Below are 22,823 nucleotides of genomic sequence, written 5' to 3' on the forward strand. Positions count from 1 at the left end.
CGCCTGTGGGGGCCTAGCCGATCGGGATGCAGACGACGACCGGCTCGGACTGGTTGTCCTCGTCGCACTCGTTGAGCGCGCCCACGCCCATCTCGTCCTCGTCGACCGTCGCCCAGATGGTCGCAGGCTCGATGCCCGGCACCGGCGGCAGCGAGACCGTCTCCTTGGCCCCGGCCGGGAGCGCGCCCTGGGTCTCGACGGTCCCGAGGAAGCCGAGGGTCTCCTCGAAGAAGGACACCTTCACGCCCGGCCCGACGCCGAGGCAGCCGAGGTTGACCACGTCGACGCTGAGCACGAGCTCGGGGCACACGATGAGGTCGGCCTGGAGGTCGAAGAGCTGCAGGTCAGGGGCGCAAAAGTCCGAGGCCCCCTGCACGTTGTTGCGGTAGCTGTTGTAGGGGTCGCCCTCGGGGAAGTCCCAGGAGTCGAGCTCGACCAGGGGCACGGTCCCGTCCACGACCACGTTGGTGATGTGGTAGCTGTGCTGATTCCAGATCGGCCGGGTGCTGACCCAGTTGTCGAGGGCGTCGCCCCACACCTCGATGCCCGCGTCGAGCCCCCAGCTGATGTCGGCGTTGGTCGAGAACACCATCTCGGCCTTGAAGTCGCCGTCGACGTCGGCGATGACCGGGTACTCGGTGCGCGTGCGCGAGGAGTTGAGGTCGCGGAACAGCACCTCGGAGTCGTCCATGATGCCGTCGCACAGCGGCCCGGGCGGGTCGAGCTGGCAGTCCGGCTCCACGCCGGGGTAGATGCGGATGTACTTCTCGTCGTTGTAGACCACCTCCGAGCGGCCATCGCCGTCGAAGTCGAACACCGACGAGCCCGTGACGCGGGACGAGTCGTCCTCGGTCACCGCTTGCCACAGCTGCGTGAACTCGACGCCGTCGAAGGTCACCACGACGTAGCGGGTCGAGCCGGCGGTGCCGATGTCCGGCTGACCGTCGCCGTTGAAGTCGGCGATGTTCGGGGCGCCGCCGCGGTCGTTGGACCCGGGGATCGGGAAGGTCGCCAGCAGCGAACCATCCTGACCGTTCAAGGCGTAGATGTTGCCCCCGCGCACGAGGATGACCTCGGCCATGCCGTCGTCGTCGAAGTCGGCCACGCCGCAGCGCCCGTCCCCGACCTCGGCCTGCCACCAGATCGAGCCGTCGAAGTCTCCGCCCAGGACCGAGCCCGTCGTCTTGTAGGCCGTGTTGCCGCCGATCAGCTCGGGCCTAAAGTCGCCGTCGAGGTCCGCGACGCAGGAGATGGGCCCCTGGCCGTCGCGGCCGTTGCCGGCCCCGCCCTCCCACAGCAAGGTCCCATCGTTGGCGTAGACCGCCGCGCCGAACACGATCTCCGGGGCGCCCTGGTTGTCCATGTTGGCGATGGACACGGCCCCGCTGTTCTCGCCGCCGACGAAGGGATCCGAGGTCCACAGCCCCGTGCCGTCGTCGTCGATGGCGACGACGTACTTGCCTTCGCCCTGGACCACGACCTCGGGCAGGCCGTCCTCGTCGATGTCGCCGACGGCCGGGTTGGCGGTCGAGTCCGAGTAGTAGGTCGGGTCGGTCATCGACCACACCTGGCTGCCGTCGTCGCCGCGGATCGCCCGGATGACGCCCTCGCTCGTGGCCACGCCGTACTGGTAGGTGTTGAACACGATCTCGGGCACGCAGTCGGCGTCGAGGTCCGCCACGACCGGGATCGAAGACACGTGCACGTGCGCCGGCGCGTCGGCCGGGGGCAGGTGGGTCCAGGTCGGGGTGCAGGTCCCGTCGACGCACAGCTCGGCGGTCTGGCACTCGACATCTTCGGTGCACGCGACGACCTTGCGCTCGCCCCAGGTGAACTCCGGGGTCGGCAGGAACTCGGCCTGCGGCGGCACGTACATGCAGTTGGGGTCGGCCTGGTGGGCACGCACTGGCCCAGTCGGGTCGCAGACGTAGCCCTCGCCGCAGTCCGACTCGTCCTCCTGGGTCGCGCACGAGAACTCCGAGCAGGTCCCCTGCGGGGTCACGCACTCGCCGAGGTAGCAGACGTCGCCGCCCTCGCAGCAGATCTGGTCCTGGCCGCAGGCCGGCTCGCCGCCGCAGTCGTCGGCGCAGGCCCCCTCGAAGCACACCTGCCCGGACTCGCAGCAGGTGTCGCCGCACTCGATCTCCTCTTCGGCGCAGGCACCCTCGTCGCTGCTCGTGTCGGTGTCGAGGGTGGTCGTCCCGTCCTCGCTCGAGCTCTCCTCGTCCATGGTCCCGTCGGCGTCGTCGGGGCCGATGCCCTCGTCGACCTCGTCGGCGTTTTCCTCGGCCGGGCGACCGTCATCGCCACAACCAGCCACGCCCAAGCCGAGCACCAGAGAAGAGAACACGGCCCAACGCCGGGTCGGGATACGCAAATCCATGGCGCGATTCTATCCGAGTTCACGATCCCGTGCCGACGCTCGCGGTGGCCTTCGACACCACCGAGCGTCGCCCGGGTCGCAGGGATAAAACGATTCCCCATGTCGATTTTCGGTCACGCGGGGGCACACCGCTTGACGGCGCGTCCCCATCTCGGCAGCGTGGGCCGGTGATTGGCCAGACCGTCCTCGAGCACTTCACCGTCGACGCGCGCCTGGGCGAGGGCGGCATGGGCGAGGTCTACCGGGCGCACGATCCGCGGGGCATGCCCGTGGCCATCAAGCGCCTGCACGCCGAGGTCAGCCGCTCCCCCGAGGTCGTCGCCCGCTTCGAGCGCGAGGCCGCGGCCCAGGGCACCCTGTCCCACCCGAACATCGCGGGGCTCTACGCCGTGGGCGTGAGCGAGGACGGCGCGATGGTGTTCGCCATGGAGTACGTCGACGGCCACGACCTGGCCACGGAGCTCGAGCGCGTCGACGTCCTCGAGCCCCAGCGCGCCTTTGGCGTCATCTCCCAGCTGCTCAGCGCCCTGCACCACGCCCACCAGTTCGGCTTCATCCACCGCGACCTCAAGCCCGAGAACGTGCTCCTCGCTCGGGTTGGAAACACCGAGCAGGTCAAGGTCATCGACTTTGGCCTGGTCAAGATGCTCGACGACGTGCTCGGGGCCCAGGAGGTCCAGCGCCTGACCCAGACCGGGGTCATCTTCGGCACGCCCGAGTACATGGCGCCCGAGCAGATCCAGGGCCTGGCCGTCGACACCCGCACCGATCTCTACGCCGTCGGCATCCTGATCTACGAGCTGCTCAGCGGGCGCCGGCCCTACGAGTACGAGGAGATCAGCGATCTGTGGCGAGCCCACCTCTACTCGCCCATCCCGAGCCTCAGCGAGCACGCCCAGCACCTCCCGCCGGCGCTGCTGAGCGACCTCGACGGGGTGCTCGCGGGGCTCCTCGCCAAGCAGCCCGAGGAGCGCTTCGCCAGCGCCCACGCCGTCCGGCGAGCCCTGAGCAGCGCCTTCGGGGCATAGCCGAGAGCCCTCGACGCTCGAGCGCTCGGGGCCATTCCCGAGGCCCGACCTTTTGGCGGGCGCACAAAAGCTGCACAAATTCGCCCGGAGTCCGCGGCCGGTTCGCCCGGCCCCGTGCAACCCGCGTTGCTAGGGCTGCACGAGAGATGAACACGCTCGCCGACGACCTCCCGCCCGACGCCCTCTTCGACCTCGGCCCCGAACACGGACCGCCCCCGCCCGATCCCCTCCCCGGGCGTGCGCCCATCGCCCTCGAGCCCGTGCCCGCCCGCGAGCCCGAGCCGCTGCGCACCCGCGACCTGCTCGGAGCGATCGGCGGCCTCGTGGCCCTGGGCGCGACGGCGGCCCTGGGCAGCTCCAGCGGGGCCGCGGCCGCCCGCCTGGTCCCCAGCGTGCTGCTCGTCGATCTCTCGGCCCTGGCCCTGACCGCCCCCGCGCTCATCGCCCTGCACCAGTACTTTCGCCTCGCGGCCGAGCCCGAGGCCCTCGCCTCCGCCCTCGGCCGCGCCCTCGTCCACGGGGGCCGCATCGCCGGGGCCCTGTCCCTGGTCGTGCTGTTCTTCTCGGCGACCACGGAGCTGTGGCTGCTCTTGCTGGTCGCCTCGCTGGCCGCCGTCGGCCTGTTCACCACGGCGACGGCGTGGACCGAGCTGCGCCGGGCCGAGCTCGCGGCGCTCGAGCGCCACAGCAAGGTCGAGGCCTCGTCGACGACCCTGCTCCCGCGCTTTCAGCTCCTGGTCAACGGGTGGATCGCGCTGGCGTGGGTCATCGCCCTGCGCGTGGGCGTGAACGTGGCCCAGTGGGTGGTGGAGGTCTGAGATGGCGAACCCGACGACGACCCTCCTGAGCCTCACCGGCGCCCTGCTCCGCGCCCCCGAACAGCTGCTCGTCCAGGACAACGCGACCCCGCGCCGCGAGAGCGAGCGCCTCGCCCTGCTCGCGCCGCGCCTGCTGGCCCTCGTCGGCCTCGGCGCGGGGGCCTTCGGCATGGTCCTCGGCTCCTACCGCGGCGAGCTCCAGTACGTCTACGCGGCGGTCAAGGCCCCGGCCCTGCTGCTCGTCCCCGTGCTCGTCGGGCTCCCGGCGATCCGCTCGTTCTACGCCGCCTGCGAGCTCCGGGTGAGCTGGTCCCGGCTGGCCCTCGCGGCGCTCCTGGCCACGGCGCGCACCGCCGTGCTCGCGGCGGCCCTCGCCCCCGTGCTGTGGCTCTACCTGTCCATGGGCCCCAACTACCACTCAGCCATCCTCGCCATGGTCGCCTGCCTCGGCGCCGTCGGGCTGCCCGGGCTGTGGACCCTGACCCGCGCCCTGCCCGAGGGCGGGCGCAACCGCGGCCTCGCGACCTTGACCAGCGTCGCCGTGCTCGCCGTGCTCCTGGCCCAGACCGGCTGGCTGCTGCGGCCCTTCATCGCCCGGCCCCAGGCCGAGGTGACCTTCCTGCGCGCGGTCGAGGCCGACGTGTTCTCGAGCCTCGCCAGCACCCAGCGCTCGGTCAAGGGGGACTACCGGGGCTGGGAGGTCGAGGCGGGCGGCGTGCTCGGCCGGCGTCAGAAGGCGCAACGAGAGCAGCCCATCCCAACGGGCCTGCGCGGCGCCGATATGGACATCGACATCGACTCCGACATCGACTCCGAGAGCCCCGCCAGCTACGGCCTCGACTACGACCACGACCCCAGCCTCGAGCCCAAGGAGCTGCCCCAGTGACGCCCGCGAGCCTGGTCGCCGCCGCGCCGCCGAGCACCTGGGCCGTCCTGAGCCTGGCCTACGTCGGCGTCGGAGCCGTCGTGGCCGCGCACCTGGGTCGGCGCGGCCACGGCTTCGGCACGGCGTGCGCGGCCCTGCCCTGCTGGCCCCTGCTGCTCGGCCTCGTCGGCAAGCAGCCACCCGCAGCGCGAGTGGGCAGCGGCGCCCTCGAGGAGCTCGAGCGGGACCTCGTCCGCGCCCGCCACCATGGGCAGCCGCAGCCGCAGCCCCAGTCGAGCTCGACCCACGCCCGACCGAGCGCGCCGGCGGCCCGAGCCCTCGGCCCCAACGCCGCGCGCATCGACGCTTGCCTCGCCACCCTCGCCGAGGCCCTCGCCGAGGCCCGGGCCGAGCCCGAGAGCGCCCCCGCCCTCGTGGGCCTCGGCGGCCAGCCCCTCGCCGGCCTCGCCCGCGCCCTGCACCGCGCCGACCTACGCCTGGCTCGGGCGGACCGGCTGATCGCCCAGACCGAGGCCCACGGCAGCACCCTCGGCGCCCCGGCCAGCCCCGGCCTGAGCCAGGCCCTGGGCGAGCTCCGACACGCGCGCAGCCACAGCCAGGCGGAGCTCGAGGCCATCCTCGACAGCCTGATGCAGCTGCGGGTGCAGATCGGCCTGCACGTGCTCGCCGGCGACGTGGCCCCCGTGCGCGAGCGCCTCGGCGAACTCGAGGCTCGCGTGGCCGCGCTCGCGGAGCTATCGTCCATGGGCTCCGCGCGGGGGGTGTCGTGATCTCCGCGCGCGCCCTCCGACCCACGCCGGCCCTGCGCACCCCGCCGGCTCTGTCCCCCACGCCGGCTCTGCCCGTGACCGCCACCGCCCGCCAGCCCCGGCTGCTCCTCGTCGACGACGACCCCAAGCTCCGCGAGGTCGTCGGCTACGCCCTCGAGCGCGAGGGCTACGCGGTCACCCAGGCTCGCAACGGCGCCGAGGCCCTGGACCTGCTCGAGGCGACGGGATCGAGCAGCGCCGACTTCGACCTGCTCGTCGTCGACGTGTCCATGCCCGAGATCGACGGCTTCGACCTCGTCCGGCGCCTGCGCCTGCGCGACGCCGACACCCCCGTGCTGTTCCTGTCGGCGCGCAGCGACGAGATCGACCGCATCCTCGGCCTCGAGCTCGGCGGCGACGACTACGTGACCAAGCCCTTCTCGACCCGCGAGCTCGCCACCCGGGTCAAGGTGCTGCTGCGCCGCGTCGGCCGACAGCGCCGCCTCGACCCCGCCAGCGCCAGCCATTCTGGGACCCAGTCGCCGGCCGCCAGCGCAGACGCCGAGGCCAGCACGGATCTGGGTGAAGAGCTCCGCGCCGGGCCCCTGCGCCTGCTGCCCGAGGCCCACCGGAGCTTCTGGGCCGGCCGCGAGGTCGCGCTGACGGCCACGGAGTTTCGCCTGCTCGAGGTGCTGATCCGCCGACCCGGCCGCGTCTACTCCCGCGACGAGCTCGGGCGCCAGGCCTACCCCGACGCCCGCCACGTCTCGGGCCGCACCCTCGACTCCCACGTGCGGCGCATCCGGGCCAAGTTCCGGGTCCACGAGGTCGACCCCATCGAGACGGTCCACGGCGTCGGCTACCGCCTGCGCGAGTGGACGGGATGAGCGAGACCAAGACCACGGACGAGCCCGAGGAGGCTGCGGGCGACGAGGCCCCGCGCCGCGCCAACCTCCTGCCCGGCCTGTCCCTGCGGACCTGGCTGCTCGGCTCGCACTTGCTGGTCCTGCTGCTCCCGCTGCTCGCCCTCGTCGGCACGGGCGCCCTGGCCATGGATCTGCGCCGCCAGACCCGGGCCGACCTCGGGAACCAGGGCGAGGTGCTCAGCCTGTTCGTCGCCGAGCAGCTCGCGGCCGCGGCGGAGCCCGGCTTCGACCCCGCCGAGCTCGACGCCCTGCTGCGCGAGACCCGAGCCAAGACCCTCGCTGGCGTGCGCGTCGTCGACCTCGACGGCCGGGTCGTGGCGACGAGCGCCGACGAGCCGATCCACGGCGAGGACCTGTCCGCGGATCCCGAGGTCCGCAGCGCCCTGGCCGGGGTCACGGGCTTCGCCACGCGCCCGCGCCCCGCCCCCAGCCATCGCCAGCCCCTGTCGAGCCCCAGCCGCCGCGCGCGGGTCCGCCTGTTCGTGGCCAAGCCCGTGTTCGTCGACGGCCAGGTCGCGGGGGCCGTGCTCTTGTCCCGGACGCCCCGGGAGGAGCTCCAGGCCCTCTATCACATGTCCCCGCGGCTCTCCTGGGGCCTGCTCCTCGCCCTCGCCCTGACCCTCGCCCTCGCCGTGCTCGCCGGGCGCCTGGGCACGCGCAGCCTCGAGACCCTGGCCGAGGCCGCGCGCCGGCTCAGCGGCGGCAGCGGCAGCGAGGGCGCCAAGCTCCTGCGCAGCGCGGGCTCCCACGTCGACGAGGTCCGCGAGCTGGCCACGGCGACCGCGGCCATGGCCGAGCAGCTGCACTCGCGGGTCGAGTACATCAACGCCTTCGCCGGCAACGTCGCCCACGAGTTCCGCACGCCCATCGCGACCTTGCGCGGGACGGCGGAGCTGCTCCGCGACGACGAGGGCATGGCGCCGGAGCGACGCCGACGCTTCCTCGAGAACGCCCTCGAGGAGCTCGAGCGCCTCGAGCGATTGGTCGACGGCCTGCTCGCCCTCGCCCGCGCCGAGCAGCTCCACGACGGCGCCCCCGTCGACCTGCGCGAGCTGCTCGGCGCCCTCCCGCGGCGCTGGCCCGACGTCGAGCTGAGCCTCGAGCACCCCGCCAGCGACGCGCCCCAAAGCAGCGTCGTCGCCGGCAACCGCAGCCAGCTCGACACCGCCCTCGACAACCTCATCGACAACGCCTACGCCCACGGCGGGCCCGAGGTCCACGTCCGCGTCCGCGCGCTCCCGAGCGGCTTCGAGGTCATCGACGACGGCCCGGGCATCTCGGCGGCCAACCGCGCGCGCATCTTCGAGCGCTTCTTCACCACGGCCCGAGACGAGGGCGGCACCGGCTTGGGCCTGGCCCTCGTCCGACGCATCGTGGACACCCACGGCGGCGCGATCACGGTCGAGAGCGAGCCCGGACGAACCTGCGTCCGAGTCCGCTTTCCCGCGTTTCGTCATTGACCGCAGCGGGTGTGCCCAGGCGAGCGCTTCGCGTCGCCTCCCTCTCATACGATTAAATACACTCATTAGTATGCGACTGGGGTTCCACCCACTAAAGGACCCTCCACTCCCCCAAGCGGCACTCGGGCTCACTTCATCGCGAGAATGGCCGTACACCAGCGCCAGAGTGGGTCAATTGCGCGCCGACCTCTAGCGAAAACGCCACGAAGCGCGCGCATTCAATCGAAGCCACGATCAAAAGTGACCATTAAGGCAGCTGCGAACAACTATTTAATAAACATTCACACGCCAGGCGACACCTTGTGTTACACGATATTTGTATCGCAACACTTTTGACCTCGATCCATCGAGAGTCACGGAGGAGTCATGGCAGCTATCCACAGACTCGCGGGCACAGTCATGTCCGCGCTCACGATCACCACCCTCACCTTCGCGAGCGCCACCGCCCTCGCTACGCCGCTCGAAAGCAGCTGGAGCGGCGATCTCGACGCGCCCCCGGACCGCCCCCGGAACACCTGGGAGATGGACGCCTTCGACAACATCTGGCCGCTGTGCGGCGGCAGCTACGACACCCTCGGATCGCTGTTCGAATGCCCCGCCATCGCCGTGGGCGACACCTCGACCTACTCGGACCTGTGGACGGTCAACGACACCTTCGGCCCGCGCGAGCTGAGCTATCAGCCCGTCGACTGGCACCGCGGCATCGACTTCAGCGCAGAGTGCGGCGAGCCCGTGTTCGCCATCGCCGACGGGACGGTCAAGCGCCTGAAGTACGACACCAGCGGCACGGACGACCCCTCCGTCGCCGTCCGCCACTGTTTCGACGACATCCACCCCGACGATCCCAACTACACCAACGACCACGACTACGGCTGCTACACCACCTACTACCGCCACCTCGCGGGCGTCGAGGTCGCCATGAACGAGCACGTCGTCCAGGGCCAGCAGATCGGCTGGTCGGGATACTCCAACGTCGGCGACCGCATCCACGAGTTCGCGGACGTCAACGGCTACGACCCGAGCGTCGCCGAGGCCTGCGCCGCGCGACTCAGCGGAGACTACCGCCACCTGCACTTCGAGGTGCTCGAGAGCAGCACCATCAAGTACTTTTGGACCTACTCCGGCGACGCCATCCACCCCCTGCACGCGCTCCCCTACAACGACACCAGCGCGGGCGAGATCACCGAGCTCGTCGTCCGCTCGCCGGCGACGGGGGAGCTCGAGGTCGACGTCGAGATCGAGTTCCCCCACGGCGAGGTCGACATGGCCGGCGTGGACGTCGACCTCTACGAGCGCAGCTGCTGGTGGTGGTGGACCATACTCACGCCCCTGGACCAAGACGGCGACCTCGACCCCTCGGGCGATCGCTACTTCTCCAACACCGAGGGCAGCAACCCCAGCTCCCCGACCTGGTTCGACTTCGAGCGCTGGAACTGGCAGTGGAGCCACCGCGGGTCCTCGAGCCCCTACGACTGGGCGACCGAAGACGCCGACTGCCCCCACGCCGGCGAGCACGGATCGAGCTACTCGTCCAACTACCACCTCGAGCGCGACACCGCCGGGGAGAGCTTCAACGGCGTCGCCGTGGAACCCGCCCACTTCAACGACGACGAGCCGTTTTGGACCGTCGGCTTCGACTTCGAGCGCTTTTCGGTGCCCGACGACGTCTCGACCCACAACGCCTGCGTGCGCGCGCAGCTCTACGACATCCACGGCACGGAGGTCGCGACCGAGGAGATCAACTGCAGCTGCTGACGCCCGAACCCGCTTGAGGTGGGCACGGGCCTGTTCTATCCTCCTGCCCGTGCCTGAACTCGAGGCGGTGCGCCGAGCGGTGTGGAGTCGGCTCCGAGCGCTCGCCGTACCGGCAGGATTGGCCGGGCTGGCCGTGGCCTGCGACGCGCCCAAGCACGACGACGGTCACGCCGCGGGGCACATCGGTCGCATCCCCCCGGACCACAAGCGCGGCCACGATCACGGCCACGACCACGACCAGCCAAACGAGCACGACCCGGACGTCCACGCCAACGAGGAGCGCGAGCGCTGCCCCAGCGGGACCTGGTGCCCCGAGATCACCGACGCGAAGCTGTTTTGGGTCGAGGGCGCCGAGGAGGATCTGCGCTGCCCCAAGCGCCTGGTGGCCAACCCCACCGTGGACATGCCCGTGGGCGACCCGCGCTTCAAGGGCTTCTCCCGGAGCATCGACATGCGGGCCGAGCTCGACCGCCAGGCCACCCTCGCCCGCCGCAACGCCGGCGAGAGCGAGACGTGCTGCTACGACTGGCTCGATCACTGCCTGGGCCGCCCCCCCCTGACCCACGCTGGCGCCCTCGTGCCCCCCGCCGCCCACGAGGAGTGGCTGGCGCGGGCGCAGCTGGAGTGGTTCTCGGTAGCGTCCTTCCTCCGCATGGCCCGCGCCCTCGCTCGCCGGGGCGCGCCGCGAGCCCTCGTGGCGGCCCACCTCCGCGCCGCCGAGCAAGAGCAGGTCCACGCCGAGCTGTGCTGCGAGCTCGCGGGCGTCGACCCCTCGGCGCTCCCGCCCTTGCCCGAGCTCGAGCCCCTCGACGACGCGCTGCTCCTGCGCGAGGCCCTGGTCTCTGGAGCGATCGGCGAGTCCCTCGCCGTCGGCGAGGCCCTGGCCGCGGCTCGACACAGCACCGGGCGAACGCGGGAGACGTGGCTGCGGATCGCCGAGGACGAGGCAGGCCACGCCGCCCTCGGGCTGGCCGTGGTCGCGTGGTGGACCGCGCGAGGGGGCCCAGGTCAGCTGCGGGCACAACTCGACGAGCTGCACGCGGCCGGGCTCGGCGCCCAGGCCGAGCAGGTGCTCCGCCGCATCGTCACGCCAGTCCTCGAAGGACTCGAAGCACCGCCCCCCGCCCGCGCATGAACGATCCCAAGCCCCGCCGCTCGCTGCTCCAAGAACCGCTGCTCCACTTCGGGGCCCTCGCGGTGCTGGTCTTTGTCGTGCAAGCGTTTTGGGGCAGCGAAGGCCCAGACGCCTCGGCCGAGGCAGGGGGCGCGGGCGCTCCCGCGGGGCCGATCGTCATCGACGCCAGCGAACATCAACGCCTCGATCGGGAGTTCACCGAGCGCTACGGGCGAGCGCCCACCGACGACGAGCACCAGCGCCTGGTCGACGGCGCGGTCGAGCGCGAGCTGATGGTCCGCGAGGCCTTCGCCATGGGCCTCGTACACAGCGATCCCATGGTCCGGCGGCGCCTGCTCCAGAAGATGGAGTTCGTGCTCGGGCAGGCCAGCGCGGAGGCGCCCACCCTCGAGGAGCTCGAGGCCTTCTACGCCGACAACACGGCCCGCTACGCGGCGGCCCCCCGCTACGACTTCACCGCCGTCCGGGTCGAGGCCGAGGACGGGCCCGACTCGAAGGCCGCCGCCCAGGACGTACGCCGCGACCTCGCCGCGGGCGTGGACCCCAAGACCCTCGGCGATCGGGTGCTGCGCAGCAAACACTTCACGCCGGGGCGGGTCTCCGAGCAGTACGGCACCGACTTCACCGAGGCCCTGCTCGGCATGGAGGCCAAGACCTGGACCGTCCTCGACGGCGGCGAGTCCTGGTACGTGGTGCGCATCGACGCGATCGAGGCCCGGGGCGAGCCCAAGCCCTTCGACGCGGTCCGGGACCGGGTCCAGGCGGACTGGGAGGCCACCCGCCGCAGCGTCGCCTTCGACGCCGCCCTCGACGGTCTGCGAGCGCGCTACGCCGTCGAAGTGGAGCCGCGGCCGTGAGCCCTCCGAGCGCGCTCGCGCGGCTGTGGGCCGTCGCCCTGCTGCTGATGCTGATCCTGGCCCTGCTCCCGCGCGCGGCCGCGGCCCACGAGTATCGCCCGGCGGTCTTGACGATCACCGCCGTCGAGGGCGAGGGCGCGACCGCCGGGAGCTACCAGGTCAACTTCGCCCCGCCCTTCGACGCAGGCCGCCGGGAGATCCTGGCCGTGCGCCCCGTGTTCCCCGAGGGCTGCGAGTACGCGGCACCGACGCTCACCTGCGCCGACGGCCTGCGCGGCACCCTCGGGGTCGAGGGCCTGGCGGGCCAACCGGTGGACGTGGTGGTGCGCATCGAGCACGGCCCCGATCGCGTCGAGTCGGCGGTGCTTCGCGCGAGCGCGCCGCAGATGACGGTCCGCGGCGACGGCGGGGGCGTGGTCTGGGAGTACCTGTCCCTCGGGGTGGTCCACATCCTGGGCGGCATCGACCACCTCCTGTTCGTGTTCGGGCTGTTGCTCCTCGTCGGCTTTGGCCGCCAGCTGCTGTGGACCGTCACGGGATTCACCCTCGCCCACAGCGTCACCCTGGCCCTCTCGGCGATGGATCTCGTGCGTCCGCAGCAGGGCCCCGTCGAAGCGGTGATCGCACTGTCGATCGTCCTCGTCGCCGTGGAGGTCGCGGGAGAGCGGGACGATCGGGCGCCCTCGCTCAGCCACCGCTGGCCGGTGCTGGTGTCCTCGAGCTTCGGGCTGTTGCACGGCTTCGGCTTTTCGGGGGCCTTACGCGAAATTGGCTTCCCCGCGGGTCAGCTCGCCGTGCCGCTGTTGAGCTTCAACCTGGGGGTCGAGCTCGGCCAGCTCGCGGTCCTCGGCGCGCTGTGGCTCATGTGGCGAGGGCTTCGCGAGCGCGAGCGATTCGACACCCTCGCGCCACGTCTGCGTGTCGGCGCAGCGTACGCGGTCGGCGCGCTGGCCACCTTTTGGACCGTCGACCGAGTCGTCGCGCTCTGGCAGTGAGCGGTGTATCTTCCGGGCATGCATCGTCTTGCTCTGCTCCCGGTGATGTCCCTCGCGCTGGTCTGCCTCGCCTCCGGCTGCGCCGACGACGGATCCCCGACCGACACCAACGGGGACACCCAGGGGGATGAGGCGGGCCCGACCGACACCGCGGGCGACGAGGTCGTCGGCGAGGACGAGAGCGCCGAGAGCAGCGGCGACACCGAGTCCACCAGCGGAACCGAGTCCACCGACACCGAGTCCACCGGCGAGACCGAGTCCGCCACCGAGACCGAGTCCGAGACCGAGTCCGAGACCGACACGGGCGAAGAGGCGGGCACCGTCTCGTTCGTGGCCTTCGGCGACCAAGGCGAGGGCAACGACGCGCAGTACGCCGTCGCGGCCGCGGCCGAGGTGATCTGCGAGGAGCGGGGCTGCCAGTTCGCGCTCTTGCTCGGCGACAACTTCTACGACGTGGGCGTCGACGCCCCGGACGACCCGCAGTTCATCGACAAGTTCGAGATGCCCTACGCGGATCTCGACATGCCCTTCTACATCACCCTCGGGAACCACGACTACGGCCAGACCAGCGCCGAGTGGTGGCGCGGCCAGCCCCAGCTCGACTACGCCCTGGCCAACCCCAAGTGGGTCTTCCCCAAGGAATGGTTCACCTTCAGCGAAGTCGCCGGCAGCACCACCGTCGACATCTTCGCCTTCGACTCGAGCCAGCTGATGTGGGACCGCAACTACGACGAGCAGGCCGATTGGCTCAGCAACGCCACGGCGAACTCGACCGCGACCTGGAAGATTTCCTTCGCCCATCACCCCTACATCTCCAACGGCGCCCACGGAAACGCGGGGTGCTACGAGGGCTTCCCGGCGGTCCCGGTCGTCTCGGGCGGCGACGTCAAGTCGTTCATGGACGACTACGTGTGCGGCACCATGGACGCCTACATCAGCGGCCACGACCACAACCGCCAGATCTTCAAGACGCCGGTGTGCAACACCTACTTCTTCCTCGCGGGCGCGTCGGCCAAGACCTCGGATCTCGAGCACCACTACCCCAACTTCCTGTGCGACGACGAGAACCCCGACGTGTGGGAAGATGACACCCGCGAGGGCTTCCTCTACGTGAGCATCACGGGCAACGAGATGACCGTGGCGATGTACGACCTCGAGGGCGTCCTCGACTACGAGCAGGTCATCGTCAAGTAGGGCGAGCGCAGCGGTCGGCGATGTGCGGACATCGCTCCAGCCGAGCTTGGCCTCCGCGTTTGCCGCTTCGACCGAGCGCGATACCCGAGCCCCCGAACCCAGGGCGTCGCGCGCTCAGACTGAGTCGTGGACGTGGGGCAGGGAGGGCGTGGCGTCGTCCACGACGGCTAAAGTGGTCAGAGACTGTGAAAACTTCACAGTCCTGAGTCGTGGACGTGGGGCAGGGAGGGCGTGGCGTCGTCCACGACGGCTAAAATAGTCAGGGGCTGTGCTGGATTCATTCACAGCCTCTGAGCCGTGCTCCAGCAGTCGGGCCACGCCGAGGCCAAAGACATGCTCGGTGGGAGCGAGCGCCCTCGCCCCGCCCGCGGGAGGGCCGAGGGGCGCGCGCAGGTGACCTGGAGCGAACGTGCGCGCTCGTTCACATCTTCAGCCCAGTGACCCCCCGAGTTATGCTGACCCGGCCGCGGCCCTCCCAGCCGCCGGAGATTGCATGGCTACCCTCCCCTCCCCCGCCAACGCGTCTCGTCGCGTCCTCTTTGCGCCCCTGGCCCTCGCCTTCGCGTGCCTGCTCCCGGGCTGCTTCAGCGTCGACAAGAGCGGCCAAGAACCCGAAGACACCGACACCAGCACCGACTCCGACGACTCCTCGTGCGTGCTCGGGACCGAGGGCTGCCCGTGCACGCCCGGAGGCTCTTGCGACCCGGGGCTCGTGTGCGAGGGCTCGGTCTGCGTGGTCGAGGACGAGCCCGTGTGCGGCAACGGTGAGGTCGAGGAGGGCGAGGAGTGCGACGACGCCAACGACGACGACACCGACGAGTGCACCAGCTTGTGCGCGCCGCCGAGCTGCTCGGACGGCATCGCCTCGGGCGACGAGACCGACGTCGACTGCGGGGGGAGCTGCGAGCAGGGCTGCGCCGTCGAGGGCGCCTGCGTCGAGGATGACGACTGCGCCTTCCCGAACTGCAACCCCGCCGGCATGTGCGAGGCGCCGCTGAGCTGCGCCCACCTCCAGCTCCTCGACCCGAACGCCGAGGACGGCGTCTACCTGATCGACATCGACGGCACGGGCCCGGGCAGCACCCAGGAGGCCTTCGAGGTGCTGTGCCGATCCAGCAACAACGGCGGCGGCTGGACCCTCGGCATGACCGCGAGCGACGACGGCACGGCCACGTGGACGTGGAACAACCGGGCGATGCTCGCCAACGAGGTCGGCGAGGTCGGCAGCCTCGACGCCCCGACCTCGGACTTCATGTCCCTCGCCTACCACGTCCTGCCCTTCACCGACGTGCTCTTCGTCCACCAGCCCTCCGGGGTCTGGGCCCACTACCCGGGCGTCGGCGACGGGAGCAAGTCCTACGGCGCCGTGATCGCAGAGTTCGGCTCCCCGGTGTGCGACCCGGCCCTGGCCGGCAACAGCTTCGAGCTCGCCCCTGGCAGCACCCTCTCGGCTACCGGGCCCCTGTGCGACACCGACCTCTACTTCAACCTCGGCGACCACGACGGGCCGCTGACCGACTGCCAGGACCTCGGCTCGCCCTCGAACACCGCCACCTTCGGCCCGGTGTGGAGCGCCAACTGGGGCGACGGCTGCCCCTTCGACGATCCGGCCGAGTCGGGCATCGGGCCCCACGGACCCTGCGGCGTGTGCCCGCCGGAGTTCGCCGCCACCGAGTTCCCGCACCTGGGCTTTGCGAACGCGCTGGATCTGAACTCCGGCCAGTCGGGCGCGGGCGAGAACTACCTGCAGGTCTACGTCCGCTGAGGCGCGCCGGCCGTACAGGCCGACACCCTCGCACGGGGCGGTCAACTCCCCGAGACGTTGAACGGCACCCAGTCGCTCTGAGAGCGCCAGATTTCGACGTGCCAGTCCATGGAGCCGCTCTCTTGCGGGTCGTCGTAGGTGAAGGTGTGGTCCGCGCTGTATGCGAAGTCCACGATGTCCCGGCCCTGGTAGATCACCGAGACGTCCGCGCCCTTCGAGTCCGTGTTGATGATCTCCAGCTGCGGCGCGACCCCCGGGGCGACCGTGTTGGAGAGGACGCCGTCCTCCGGTAGAGGCTGGGGCTGGCCATCGTCATCGAGGTAGGTCCACGACGAGCTCCTCGCGCTCCACGTCAGCTGAGCCCTGGTCTGGTGGATCATCGTATCCGTGTCCCCAGACTTCGACCACTTGACCTTGTAGACGGGGTCGTCGCTGATCAGCGACAGCGCCTGGATGTAGTGGCTGTTGCTCGTGGACAAGTCCATCGTGAACTCGTCATTCACGCCATCACCAGCCTGGCCGCACGCGATCAGGTCTCGAGGCGGCGGGCTCTGGATGTTGCTCGTCGAGACGACGTAGTAGGTGGTGTAGCTCGTCGAGCCGTCCGACTCGACGGTGCAGTCGTAGGTGCCTGGCTGGGGCCAGGTGTCGACGAGCGCATTCCAGTTGTTCCAGAGATTGATCTGCCAAATGTTGCCGTCGTGCCAGCGCAAGGGACATGCAGTGCCCATGATCGTTCGTCCTTAGTTGAGGGGTTTGTACACGCCGACGGTCCATCGCTCGCCAGCGTCGGTGGTGAGAGCAATCAAGCGAGCTCTCTAAAACGTTCGTTCGAGCTGCTCGGCGCGCTCGACCATGTCGAGGCTCCGAAAACCAGCGGCAGCTTGCGCGGCCAGCCCCTGGGCTCGGTCGCGCTCTCGCCCTGCATCGCGCAAGGCCTGGGCGAGGGAGGCCTGGATGTCGGCGCGCTCGTGAGGTTCTGCCGCGGACACCACACCGAGCGCTCGCTCGAGATCGGAGATGGCCTCGACGGTCTCGCCGAGGGCCAGACGTGACTGACCGCGCCCCTTGAGCGCCAAGGCCAGGGCGTCGCCAAACATGGCCTCGGCGTGCACGAGAATGGGCAGGGCCCGCCCATACGCCTCGAGCGCCCCCTCGTGGTCACCGAGGGCCGCCCGCGCCTCGCCGATGTTGGCGTGGAGCTGAGCGACGCTGGGGTGCTCCAAGCCCAACCTGGACGTGCGCAACTTCAAGCTGTGCTCATAAGCGGCGATCGAGCCTTCGAAGTCCCCGGCAAAGAAACGAAACACCCCGCGCGCCTCCTCGACATCCTCGAGCAGCCCAGGACCCAGCTCCGGCCGCGCCGCGTAGATACTCGCGGCAGCCTCGACCCATTCGAGCGCGCGCTCGAGCTCGCCTCCTCCCATGGCCAGCTTCGAGCGCGCGAACAGGACCTCGGCGACCGGCCTCGACGCATCGCCGAAGGCGTCGCGCCGAATCGCCTCGGCCCGCTCGAGCTGCTCGCCAGCACCCTCGAAGTCACCGCGCTCGAGGGCCAACATGGCGCGATCGAAGGCCAAGTTGGCCGCGGCCGGCGACCCCTCGCCGAGCGACGCCACGTACTCCCCGGCCCTATCCAGGGCGCCCTCGGACTCGGGGAACCGTCCCAGGGCCGCGAGCAGGCGCGCGTGCTCGAGCAGAGCACGCGCCGCCGCGTGGGGCGGCAGCTCTCCGGCCTCGGTGATGACCTGCTCGTGGGCCTCGAGCGCCTCCTCGTGCTCTCCCGCTTGCTCGAGCAAGCGGACGCGAGCCTGGATCAGACGCACCTTCTGCCTGGGCTCGCCGCCACCGACCCGCGCTAGGGCCGCCTCTGCTTCGGCGACGAGGTCGGCCTCACGGGCTGGCTGGGACCACGTCCCCGCCGCTTGACGGGCCAGTATCACTCGGCCAGAAGCAACGAAGCGATCCAGACGCAGGCCCTCCGCCTCACGCACCAGCGCGAGCAAGATCGTCACGCCAGTCCCGTAGTCGTCACGCCAAAACGCCTCCTTGGCCGCGAGGGCCTCGACCTCGAGGCGCAGCGGTGGGTGCTCCGCCGTCGCGCTGCGCTGGCGCAGCTCCTCCCGCAAGGCCGCAGCGCCCGCGACGTCCCCCAATATCGAGAGGCTCTCTGCCCGCGCGACGTCCTCGAAGCCCGTGAGGATCGCCAGCGCCCGCTCCGGCGACTTCGGCAGCGCAAAGGGCTCGTCGAGCAAGTCCGGATCGGCGCAGGCCTCCAGGCTCGGCAAGCCGTCGAGGAGCTCGACGGCCCGGGACACCCGGCTGGGGTCCTCGTCGGCTCCGCGCAACACCTCGACCACGGCCTCGGCCTCGCTGCGCTTGCGGTCCAGGCAGGCCACGCGGCGATCGAGCAGGTCCTCGGACTGCGTGCCCTCGACGCGAGTCGCCAGGCAAGCCGCGCGCCGCTCGTCGACCCAGCCCGTCGACCAGTCGTCGAGGGCCCCGGCGACGACCTCGAAGCCCGCGCCGGCGAAGCCCAGCCCGCTCGCCTCGAAGCTGCGCTGCAAGTCCGCGCGCCGCTGCGCGTCCCAGGTCCCCGCGAGGGCGCTCGCATCGACGGCGCAGGGCTCCGGCGTGGCCGAGCCCCCCGCGAGGGCCAGGCCGCCCGCGAGGGCCGCGATCGCCAGCGCGCCGAGCATCACCCCGCCCCGCCGGCGCGGGTTCTCGACGCTGGCCTCGAGCGCGTCGAGGAGCTCGGCGAGGCTCGACCAGCGCTGCTCGGGCGCGGCGGCCAAGCCCCGCGCGAGGGCCTGGTGGACCCGCCGAGGGACCGGGCTGCCCGCCGAGACGGGCCCGATCTCCCCCGCGTCGATGCTGCGCTTGAGCGCCAGCAGGTTGGTCGCGACGAAGGGCCGCGCGCCGTAGAGGGCCTCGTGGGCGACCACGCAAAACGCGAACTGATCGCTGGCCGCCGTGCACGGCTGGGTCTCGATCTGCTCCGGCGCCATGTAAGCCGGCGTGCCCAAGAGCGTGCCGTGCTGGGTCAGCGAGCGGGCGAGCAAGTTGCCCGGGACGCTCTCCGTCCGCTCGAGGGCCGCCCTCTCGTCGGCCTCGGACGCGTCGAGGGTCGGGCCTTCCGCCTCGCTCGGGTCGAGGGATACCCGGGCACCTCCGCCCGCGCTCGCGGCCTCGGTGTGCAGCGCCCTCGCCTCCCGGGTGAGCCCGCCCCGGGCCAGACCGAAGTCGAGCACGCGCACACGCCCGTCCTCGCCGACGATGACGTTGTCGGGCTTGAAGTCGCGATGGACCAGGCCCGCCTCGTGCGCCGCCGCCAGCCCTCGGCCGGCCTGAATCAGCGCCCGCAGGACCTCGCGCCAGTCCCGGGCCTCGCCGCGCAGCCAGTCCCCGAAGGTCGCCCCGACGACGAACTCCATCGCCAGGAAGAGCCCGTCTTCGAGATCGCCGACTTCGTAGATCTGGACCACGTTGGGGTGCGAGAGCCGGGCCAGCGCCATCGCCTCGCGGCGCAGCCGGGCGACGCTGCGCTCGCCCCCCTTGCCCGAGCGCAGCAGCTTGACGGCGACCTTGCGATCGAGGCGCTCGTCGTAGCAAGCATAGACCACCCCCATGCCGCCCTCGCCGAGCTTGCGGACGATCGTGAAGCGGCCAATGGTCACCGCCGGGGGGAGCTCCCGAAGGTGGGGAAAGAGCTGGGCCCGGAGGCGCCTGTGCGCCGCGAGGGCGTCGACCTCGAGGGCCTCGCCGTCTTCCCTCACCCCGACGAGGGCGTCGACGACCGTGTCGCTCTCGAACTTGGTCTCCAGCTCCATTCGTGCACTCAGGCTACACGCGATTGCCTTCGATGCCATGACGATTTCAGCCGCTCCGGGCCCGTTGCGGGCTGGGAACGGGGAGTCTCGCGTTCCCCCATCGTTCGCCTCCGTTGCGCACGCCCGCGTCGGCTCGCGTGAGAAGATCGATGCCCGTTGGCAACACGCCTGCGACGGTCGAGCTTCGCGTCGTCGTGGGCGAGCCCCGTCAGCCCACGCGCGCGCGGGCTCGATCGGCGAACAACCAGTCCAGGGCCTCTTCCTCGGTCACGAAGAAGTTGGCCTCGGACAGCCGCCCCATCAGGCCGAGCACGATGCGGCCGACCATGCGGTTGAGGTGGGTGCTCCCGACGAGCGCGAGGCGATCGAAGCGAAAGCCGGCGGCGTGCTCCTCGAAGGCTCGCCGCACGCTGCGGCTGACCAGCATCGGGCTCGCGCGGTTGTCGACCAGGAGCAGGCGCGCGTCGCCGCCGTCGAACACCGACTCGATCTTGGCCATCAGCTCGGCGACCTCGCCCTCGCCGATCTCACCGACGAAGCGCACCCGCCCGCAGCCTCGCGTCTCGTCCCAGTAGCACTCGTGCTTCATGCCCGGCCTCGCGCCGGACATACACCATTGCCAGGTGCGCGGGGTGCAGCCGCGTGCCTGGCACCGAGCCGCTGGTTGCCCCCTCAGTTTGGATCGCAGGCGCCGTCGCAGAAGGTCTCGACGACGCCTGTCCGCAAGAATTGCTCGACCGTCATCGCCGCAGCCTCGACCTCGGCGAGCTTGCCGTGGGGGTCCTCGCCCGCGGTCATGGGCACGTTGATGATCGGCTCGGGGGGCAGGCCAAAGTCGTACTCGACCATCGCCGAGCCGGTGTAGGGCTGATCGACGACGTCGATGCCGAACAGCTCCGGACGGTTCGCCGGGCCGATCTGCGGGATGCCGAGCTCCCGCGCCATGACGTGGGCACCGAGGGTCGAGACCTGGTGGTCCCCGATCGAGACCAGGCTCAGCACCTCCTTCTCGGCCGTCCCGGGGAGGGGGTCGAGGATCACGTGGCGCGAGTAGCCCGCGGGCTCGGCCCGGTCCCACTCGAGCTGGATGAGCTCGACGAGCACGGGATAGGTCGCGGTCGCGACGGCCTCGGGCAGCCCGTCGGGGCCGAACTGCATGCTCCCGCCGGCGCCCGGATCGTCGAGGTAGAGCGGCACCTCCATGTCGATCTCGAGGCGCATGGCCAGGCCCGGCGCCGGGTCCATGGTCACGTTGGTGATGGCGTAGTCGATGCCCTCGTCGACCAGGGCCATGCCCTCGTCGCGCATGTGCACCGCCCAGCCCGTGGTGTTCTCGACGCTCGAGGTGCTGAAGTCCCAGGCCAGCTGCAGGTCCGCGCGGGCGATGTCGGCGTCCTCGAGGCGGGCGAAGATGTCGGCGTAGAGCCCCCGGCGGGCCTCGACGCTCGGCTCCTCCGAGGGGGTCTCGTCGCGCAGGGCGGCGAAGGCCGGGCTCGCGGCGAGGGGCTGGGCCTGGTCGTCGAGCACCCCGCGGATCGCCACGATGTAGCGGCGCCCGGGCTCGAGCTGCTTGGCCACGCGGATCATGAAGGCGCGCTGATCGTCCACGCCGTGGGACATGTCGAGCTCGGCCCAGTGGGCCATGCGCTCGCCGGTCTCGGCGTCGATGACGACCGTGGGCGAGTCGGGCTCGAGGGACTCGCCGATGGTCACCGGGGTCGCCAGGCCCTCGACGGTCGCGCCCGGGAGGAAGGCCATGAGGGCGCCGCCGGTGGAGAAGCCGTCGCTGCGGTTGAAGCTGCTCGGGTCCGGGACGTGGCCGCCGCCCACGGGCATCGCGGCCTCGCTCAGGGCCAGCCGCCGCCCCGTCGGCGCGTCCGCGTCCTCGACGGTGTAGACGTTGTTGGGGAAGGGCATGGCGCAGTGCTCGGGGACCAGGGGGTCGCAGTCCAGCAGCGGCCACTCGACCACGGGCTCGACGCCGCCGGTGTCGGTCTCCGTCTCCGTCTCCGTCTCCGTCTCCGTCTCGCTGTCGGTCTCCGTCTCCGTCTCGCCGACCTCGTCCTGCCCCGCCCCCTCGTCGCTCGCGTCGTCACTACACCCCGTGCCCGCGAGCAAAGTCGCGCCAATCACGAGCGAGAGCGGAGCTGCGAGGTCCCAGGGTCCACGAACGAAAGCCATGCCGCGACCATAGGCCAACTCGCAGCCCGCAAAAACCAGGCGCCGACCGGGCAGTTCGCCGGCTACCCTGGGCGCGGTGCCCCTGCCCCCGACGATCCGCGCCGTCCTCGTCGATCTCGACGGGACCCTCGTCGACCGGGACGCGGCCCTGGCCGCCTGGCTGCGCAGGCGCGCGGGCGTATCCGCGAGCGCAGAGCTCGACGCGCTGATGGGCCTCGACCGCGACAGCGGCCGCGACCTGGTCGAGCTGAGCCTGGCCCTGAACGCGAGCCGCCCCGGCCTAGCCCCCGACCCCGCCAGCTTGGCAGCGCGGATCCGCCGGGAGCTGCCCGCCGAGCTGCGCCCCGACCCCGCCGTCCGCTCGGCCCTCGACGCCCTCGCCGAGGCCGGGCTGCCGCGGGTCCTGGTCAGCAACGGCGGCGGGCCCACGCAGCGCGCCAAGCTGCGCGCCGCGGGCCTCGAACTCCTCACCGAGGCCCGCCCGATCACCCATCGCCGTCGATGGTGGTCGCGGCGAAGCGCTCCCGCCCGTCCGCACCTCGACGCGGCCTTCATCTCGGGGGAGCGCGGCGTCGCCAAGCCCGATCCGCGGCTGTTCGGCGCCGCCCTCGACCATCTGGGCATCCCCGATTCGGCCCGCGCCGAGGTCCTGATGATCGGCGACGCGCCCCGGGAAGACATCGACGGCGCGGCCGCCTGTGGCCTGGCGACGATCTGGGTCGCCGACCTCGCCGAGCCCTACCCCGACGACCTCCGCCCCCCGACGCTGCGCTGCCCGGACTTCCCCGCGGCGGTCCGGGCGATCCGTCAACACCTCGCGGCCCCGAGCGTCGACTGAGCTTGGCAGGCGAGGCCGGCGAC

The 22,823-nt window shown here is 71.3% G+C and carries 18 protein-coding genes; 13 read left to right on the forward strand and 5 right to left on the reverse strand.

Going from position 1 to position 22,823, the window contains the following annotated elements:
• Positions 1–13 precede the first annotated feature (13 nt).
• Positions 14–2,383: an FG-GAP-like repeat-containing protein gene (locus tag PPSIR1_RS20930; protein WP_157595773.1), complete on the reverse strand. Its 2,370-nt coding sequence runs from the start codon at positions 2,381–2,383 to the stop codon at positions 14–16.
• A 167-nt stretch (positions 2,384–2,550) separates the two neighbouring features.
• Between PPSIR1_RS20930 and PPSIR1_RS20935 the strand changes: the two genes are divergently transcribed.
• The 12 genes from PPSIR1_RS20935 (at position 2,551) to PPSIR1_RS20990 (ending at position 15,951) form a co-directional block, all read left to right on the forward strand.
• A complete protein-coding gene (locus PPSIR1_RS20935; protein ID WP_006973147.1) occupies positions 2,551–3,411 on the forward strand; it encodes a serine/threonine-protein kinase in 861 nt (286 codons plus the stop codon).
• A gap of 146 nt (positions 3,412–3,557) precedes the next feature.
• Positions 3,558–4,229: a hypothetical protein gene (locus PPSIR1_RS20940; RefSeq protein ID WP_006973148.1), complete on the forward strand. Its 672-nt coding sequence runs from the start codon at positions 3,558–3,560 to the stop codon at positions 4,227–4,229.
• A 1-nt stretch (position 4,230) separates the two neighbouring features.
• Entirely contained in the window at positions 4,231–5,115 is an 885-nt protein-coding gene (locus PPSIR1_RS20945) for a hypothetical protein (protein WP_006973149.1), read from the forward strand.
• Positions 5,112–5,885, forward strand: a complete 774-nt coding sequence (locus PPSIR1_RS20950; RefSeq protein ID WP_006973150.1) for a hypothetical protein — start codon at positions 5,112–5,114, stop codon at positions 5,883–5,885. Before PPSIR1_RS20945 ends, PPSIR1_RS20950 begins: the two co-directional genes overlap by 4 nt.
• A complete protein-coding gene (locus PPSIR1_RS20955; protein WP_006973151.1) occupies positions 5,882–6,751 on the forward strand; it encodes a response regulator transcription factor in 870 nt (289 codons plus the stop codon). Before PPSIR1_RS20950 ends, PPSIR1_RS20955 begins: the two co-directional genes overlap by 4 nt.
• Positions 6,748–8,250, forward strand: a complete 1,503-nt coding sequence (locus PPSIR1_RS20960; protein ID WP_157595774.1) for a sensor histidine kinase — start codon at positions 6,748–6,750, stop codon at positions 8,248–8,250. Before PPSIR1_RS20955 ends, PPSIR1_RS20960 begins: the two co-directional genes overlap by 4 nt.
• A 399-nt stretch (positions 8,251–8,649) precedes the next feature.
• Entirely contained in the window at positions 8,650–10,005 is a 1,356-nt protein-coding gene (locus PPSIR1_RS20965) for a M23 family metallopeptidase (RefSeq protein ID WP_006973153.1), read from the forward strand.
• Positions 10,006–10,054: 49 nt separating this feature from the next.
• Positions 10,055–11,140, forward strand: a complete 1,086-nt coding sequence (locus tag PPSIR1_RS43360) for a hypothetical protein (RefSeq protein WP_157595775.1) — start codon at positions 10,055–10,057, stop codon at positions 11,138–11,140.
• Positions 11,137–11,997, forward strand: a complete 861-nt coding sequence (locus PPSIR1_RS20975) for a peptidyl-prolyl cis-trans isomerase (protein ID WP_006973155.1) — start codon at positions 11,137–11,139, stop codon at positions 11,995–11,997. The genes PPSIR1_RS43360 and PPSIR1_RS20975 overlap by 4 nt, the downstream gene beginning before the upstream one ends.
• Positions 11,994–12,992, forward strand: a complete 999-nt coding sequence (locus tag PPSIR1_RS20980; protein ID WP_006973156.1) for a HupE/UreJ family protein — start codon at positions 11,994–11,996, stop codon at positions 12,990–12,992. Before PPSIR1_RS20975 ends, PPSIR1_RS20980 begins: the two co-directional genes overlap by 4 nt.
• A gap of 18 nt (positions 12,993–13,010) precedes the next feature.
• Positions 13,011–14,186: a metallophosphoesterase gene (locus PPSIR1_RS20985; RefSeq protein ID WP_157595776.1), complete on the forward strand. Its 1,176-nt coding sequence runs from the start codon at positions 13,011–13,013 to the stop codon at positions 14,184–14,186.
• Between the two features lie 493 nt (positions 14,187–14,679).
• Complete coding sequence (locus tag PPSIR1_RS20990) at positions 14,680–15,951, forward strand: fibrinogen-like YCDxxxxGGGW domain-containing protein (protein ID WP_006973158.1); 1,272 nt, start codon at positions 14,680–14,682, stop codon at positions 15,949–15,951.
• A gap of 41 nt (positions 15,952–15,992) precedes the next feature.
• Here PPSIR1_RS20990 and PPSIR1_RS20995 read toward each other — a convergent pair whose 3' ends face one another.
• From PPSIR1_RS20995 to PPSIR1_RS21010, 4 genes are all read right to left on the reverse strand, one after another.
• The gene (locus PPSIR1_RS20995) at positions 15,993–16,682 is read right to left on the reverse strand and encodes a hypothetical protein (RefSeq protein WP_157595777.1); all 690 of its coding nucleotides are present in this window, start codon (positions 16,680–16,682) and stop codon (positions 15,993–15,995) included.
• 87 nt (positions 16,683–16,769) lie between these two features.
• Positions 16,770–19,781, reverse strand: a complete 3,012-nt coding sequence (locus PPSIR1_RS21000) for a protein kinase domain-containing protein (RefSeq protein ID WP_006973160.1) — start codon at positions 19,779–19,781, stop codon at positions 16,770–16,772.
• A 208-nt stretch (positions 19,782–19,989) separates the two neighbouring features.
• Complete coding sequence (locus PPSIR1_RS21005; protein WP_006973161.1) at positions 19,990–20,370, reverse strand: SpoIIAA family protein; 381 nt, start codon at positions 20,368–20,370, stop codon at positions 19,990–19,992.
• 83 nt (positions 20,371–20,453) lie between these two features.
• Positions 20,454–21,914 (reverse strand): hypothetical protein, encoded by a 1,461-nt coding sequence (locus tag PPSIR1_RS21010; protein ID WP_157595778.1) that lies wholly within the window; start codon positions 21,912–21,914, stop codon positions 20,454–20,456.
• 124 nt (positions 21,915–22,038) lie between these two features.
• On the opposite strand from PPSIR1_RS21010, the gene PPSIR1_RS43365 reads away from it, so the two are divergent.
• The gene (locus PPSIR1_RS43365) at positions 22,039–22,800 is read left to right on the forward strand and encodes an HAD family hydrolase (protein ID WP_006973163.1); all 762 of its coding nucleotides are present in this window, start codon (positions 22,039–22,041) and stop codon (positions 22,798–22,800) included.
• The last annotated feature ends 23 nt before the right edge of the window (positions 22,801–22,823 follow it).

This window comes from Plesiocystis pacifica SIR-1 (assembly GCF_000170895.1).
Classification (GTDB): domain Bacteria; phylum Myxococcota_A; class Polyangia; order Nannocystales; family Nannocystaceae; genus Plesiocystis; species Plesiocystis pacifica.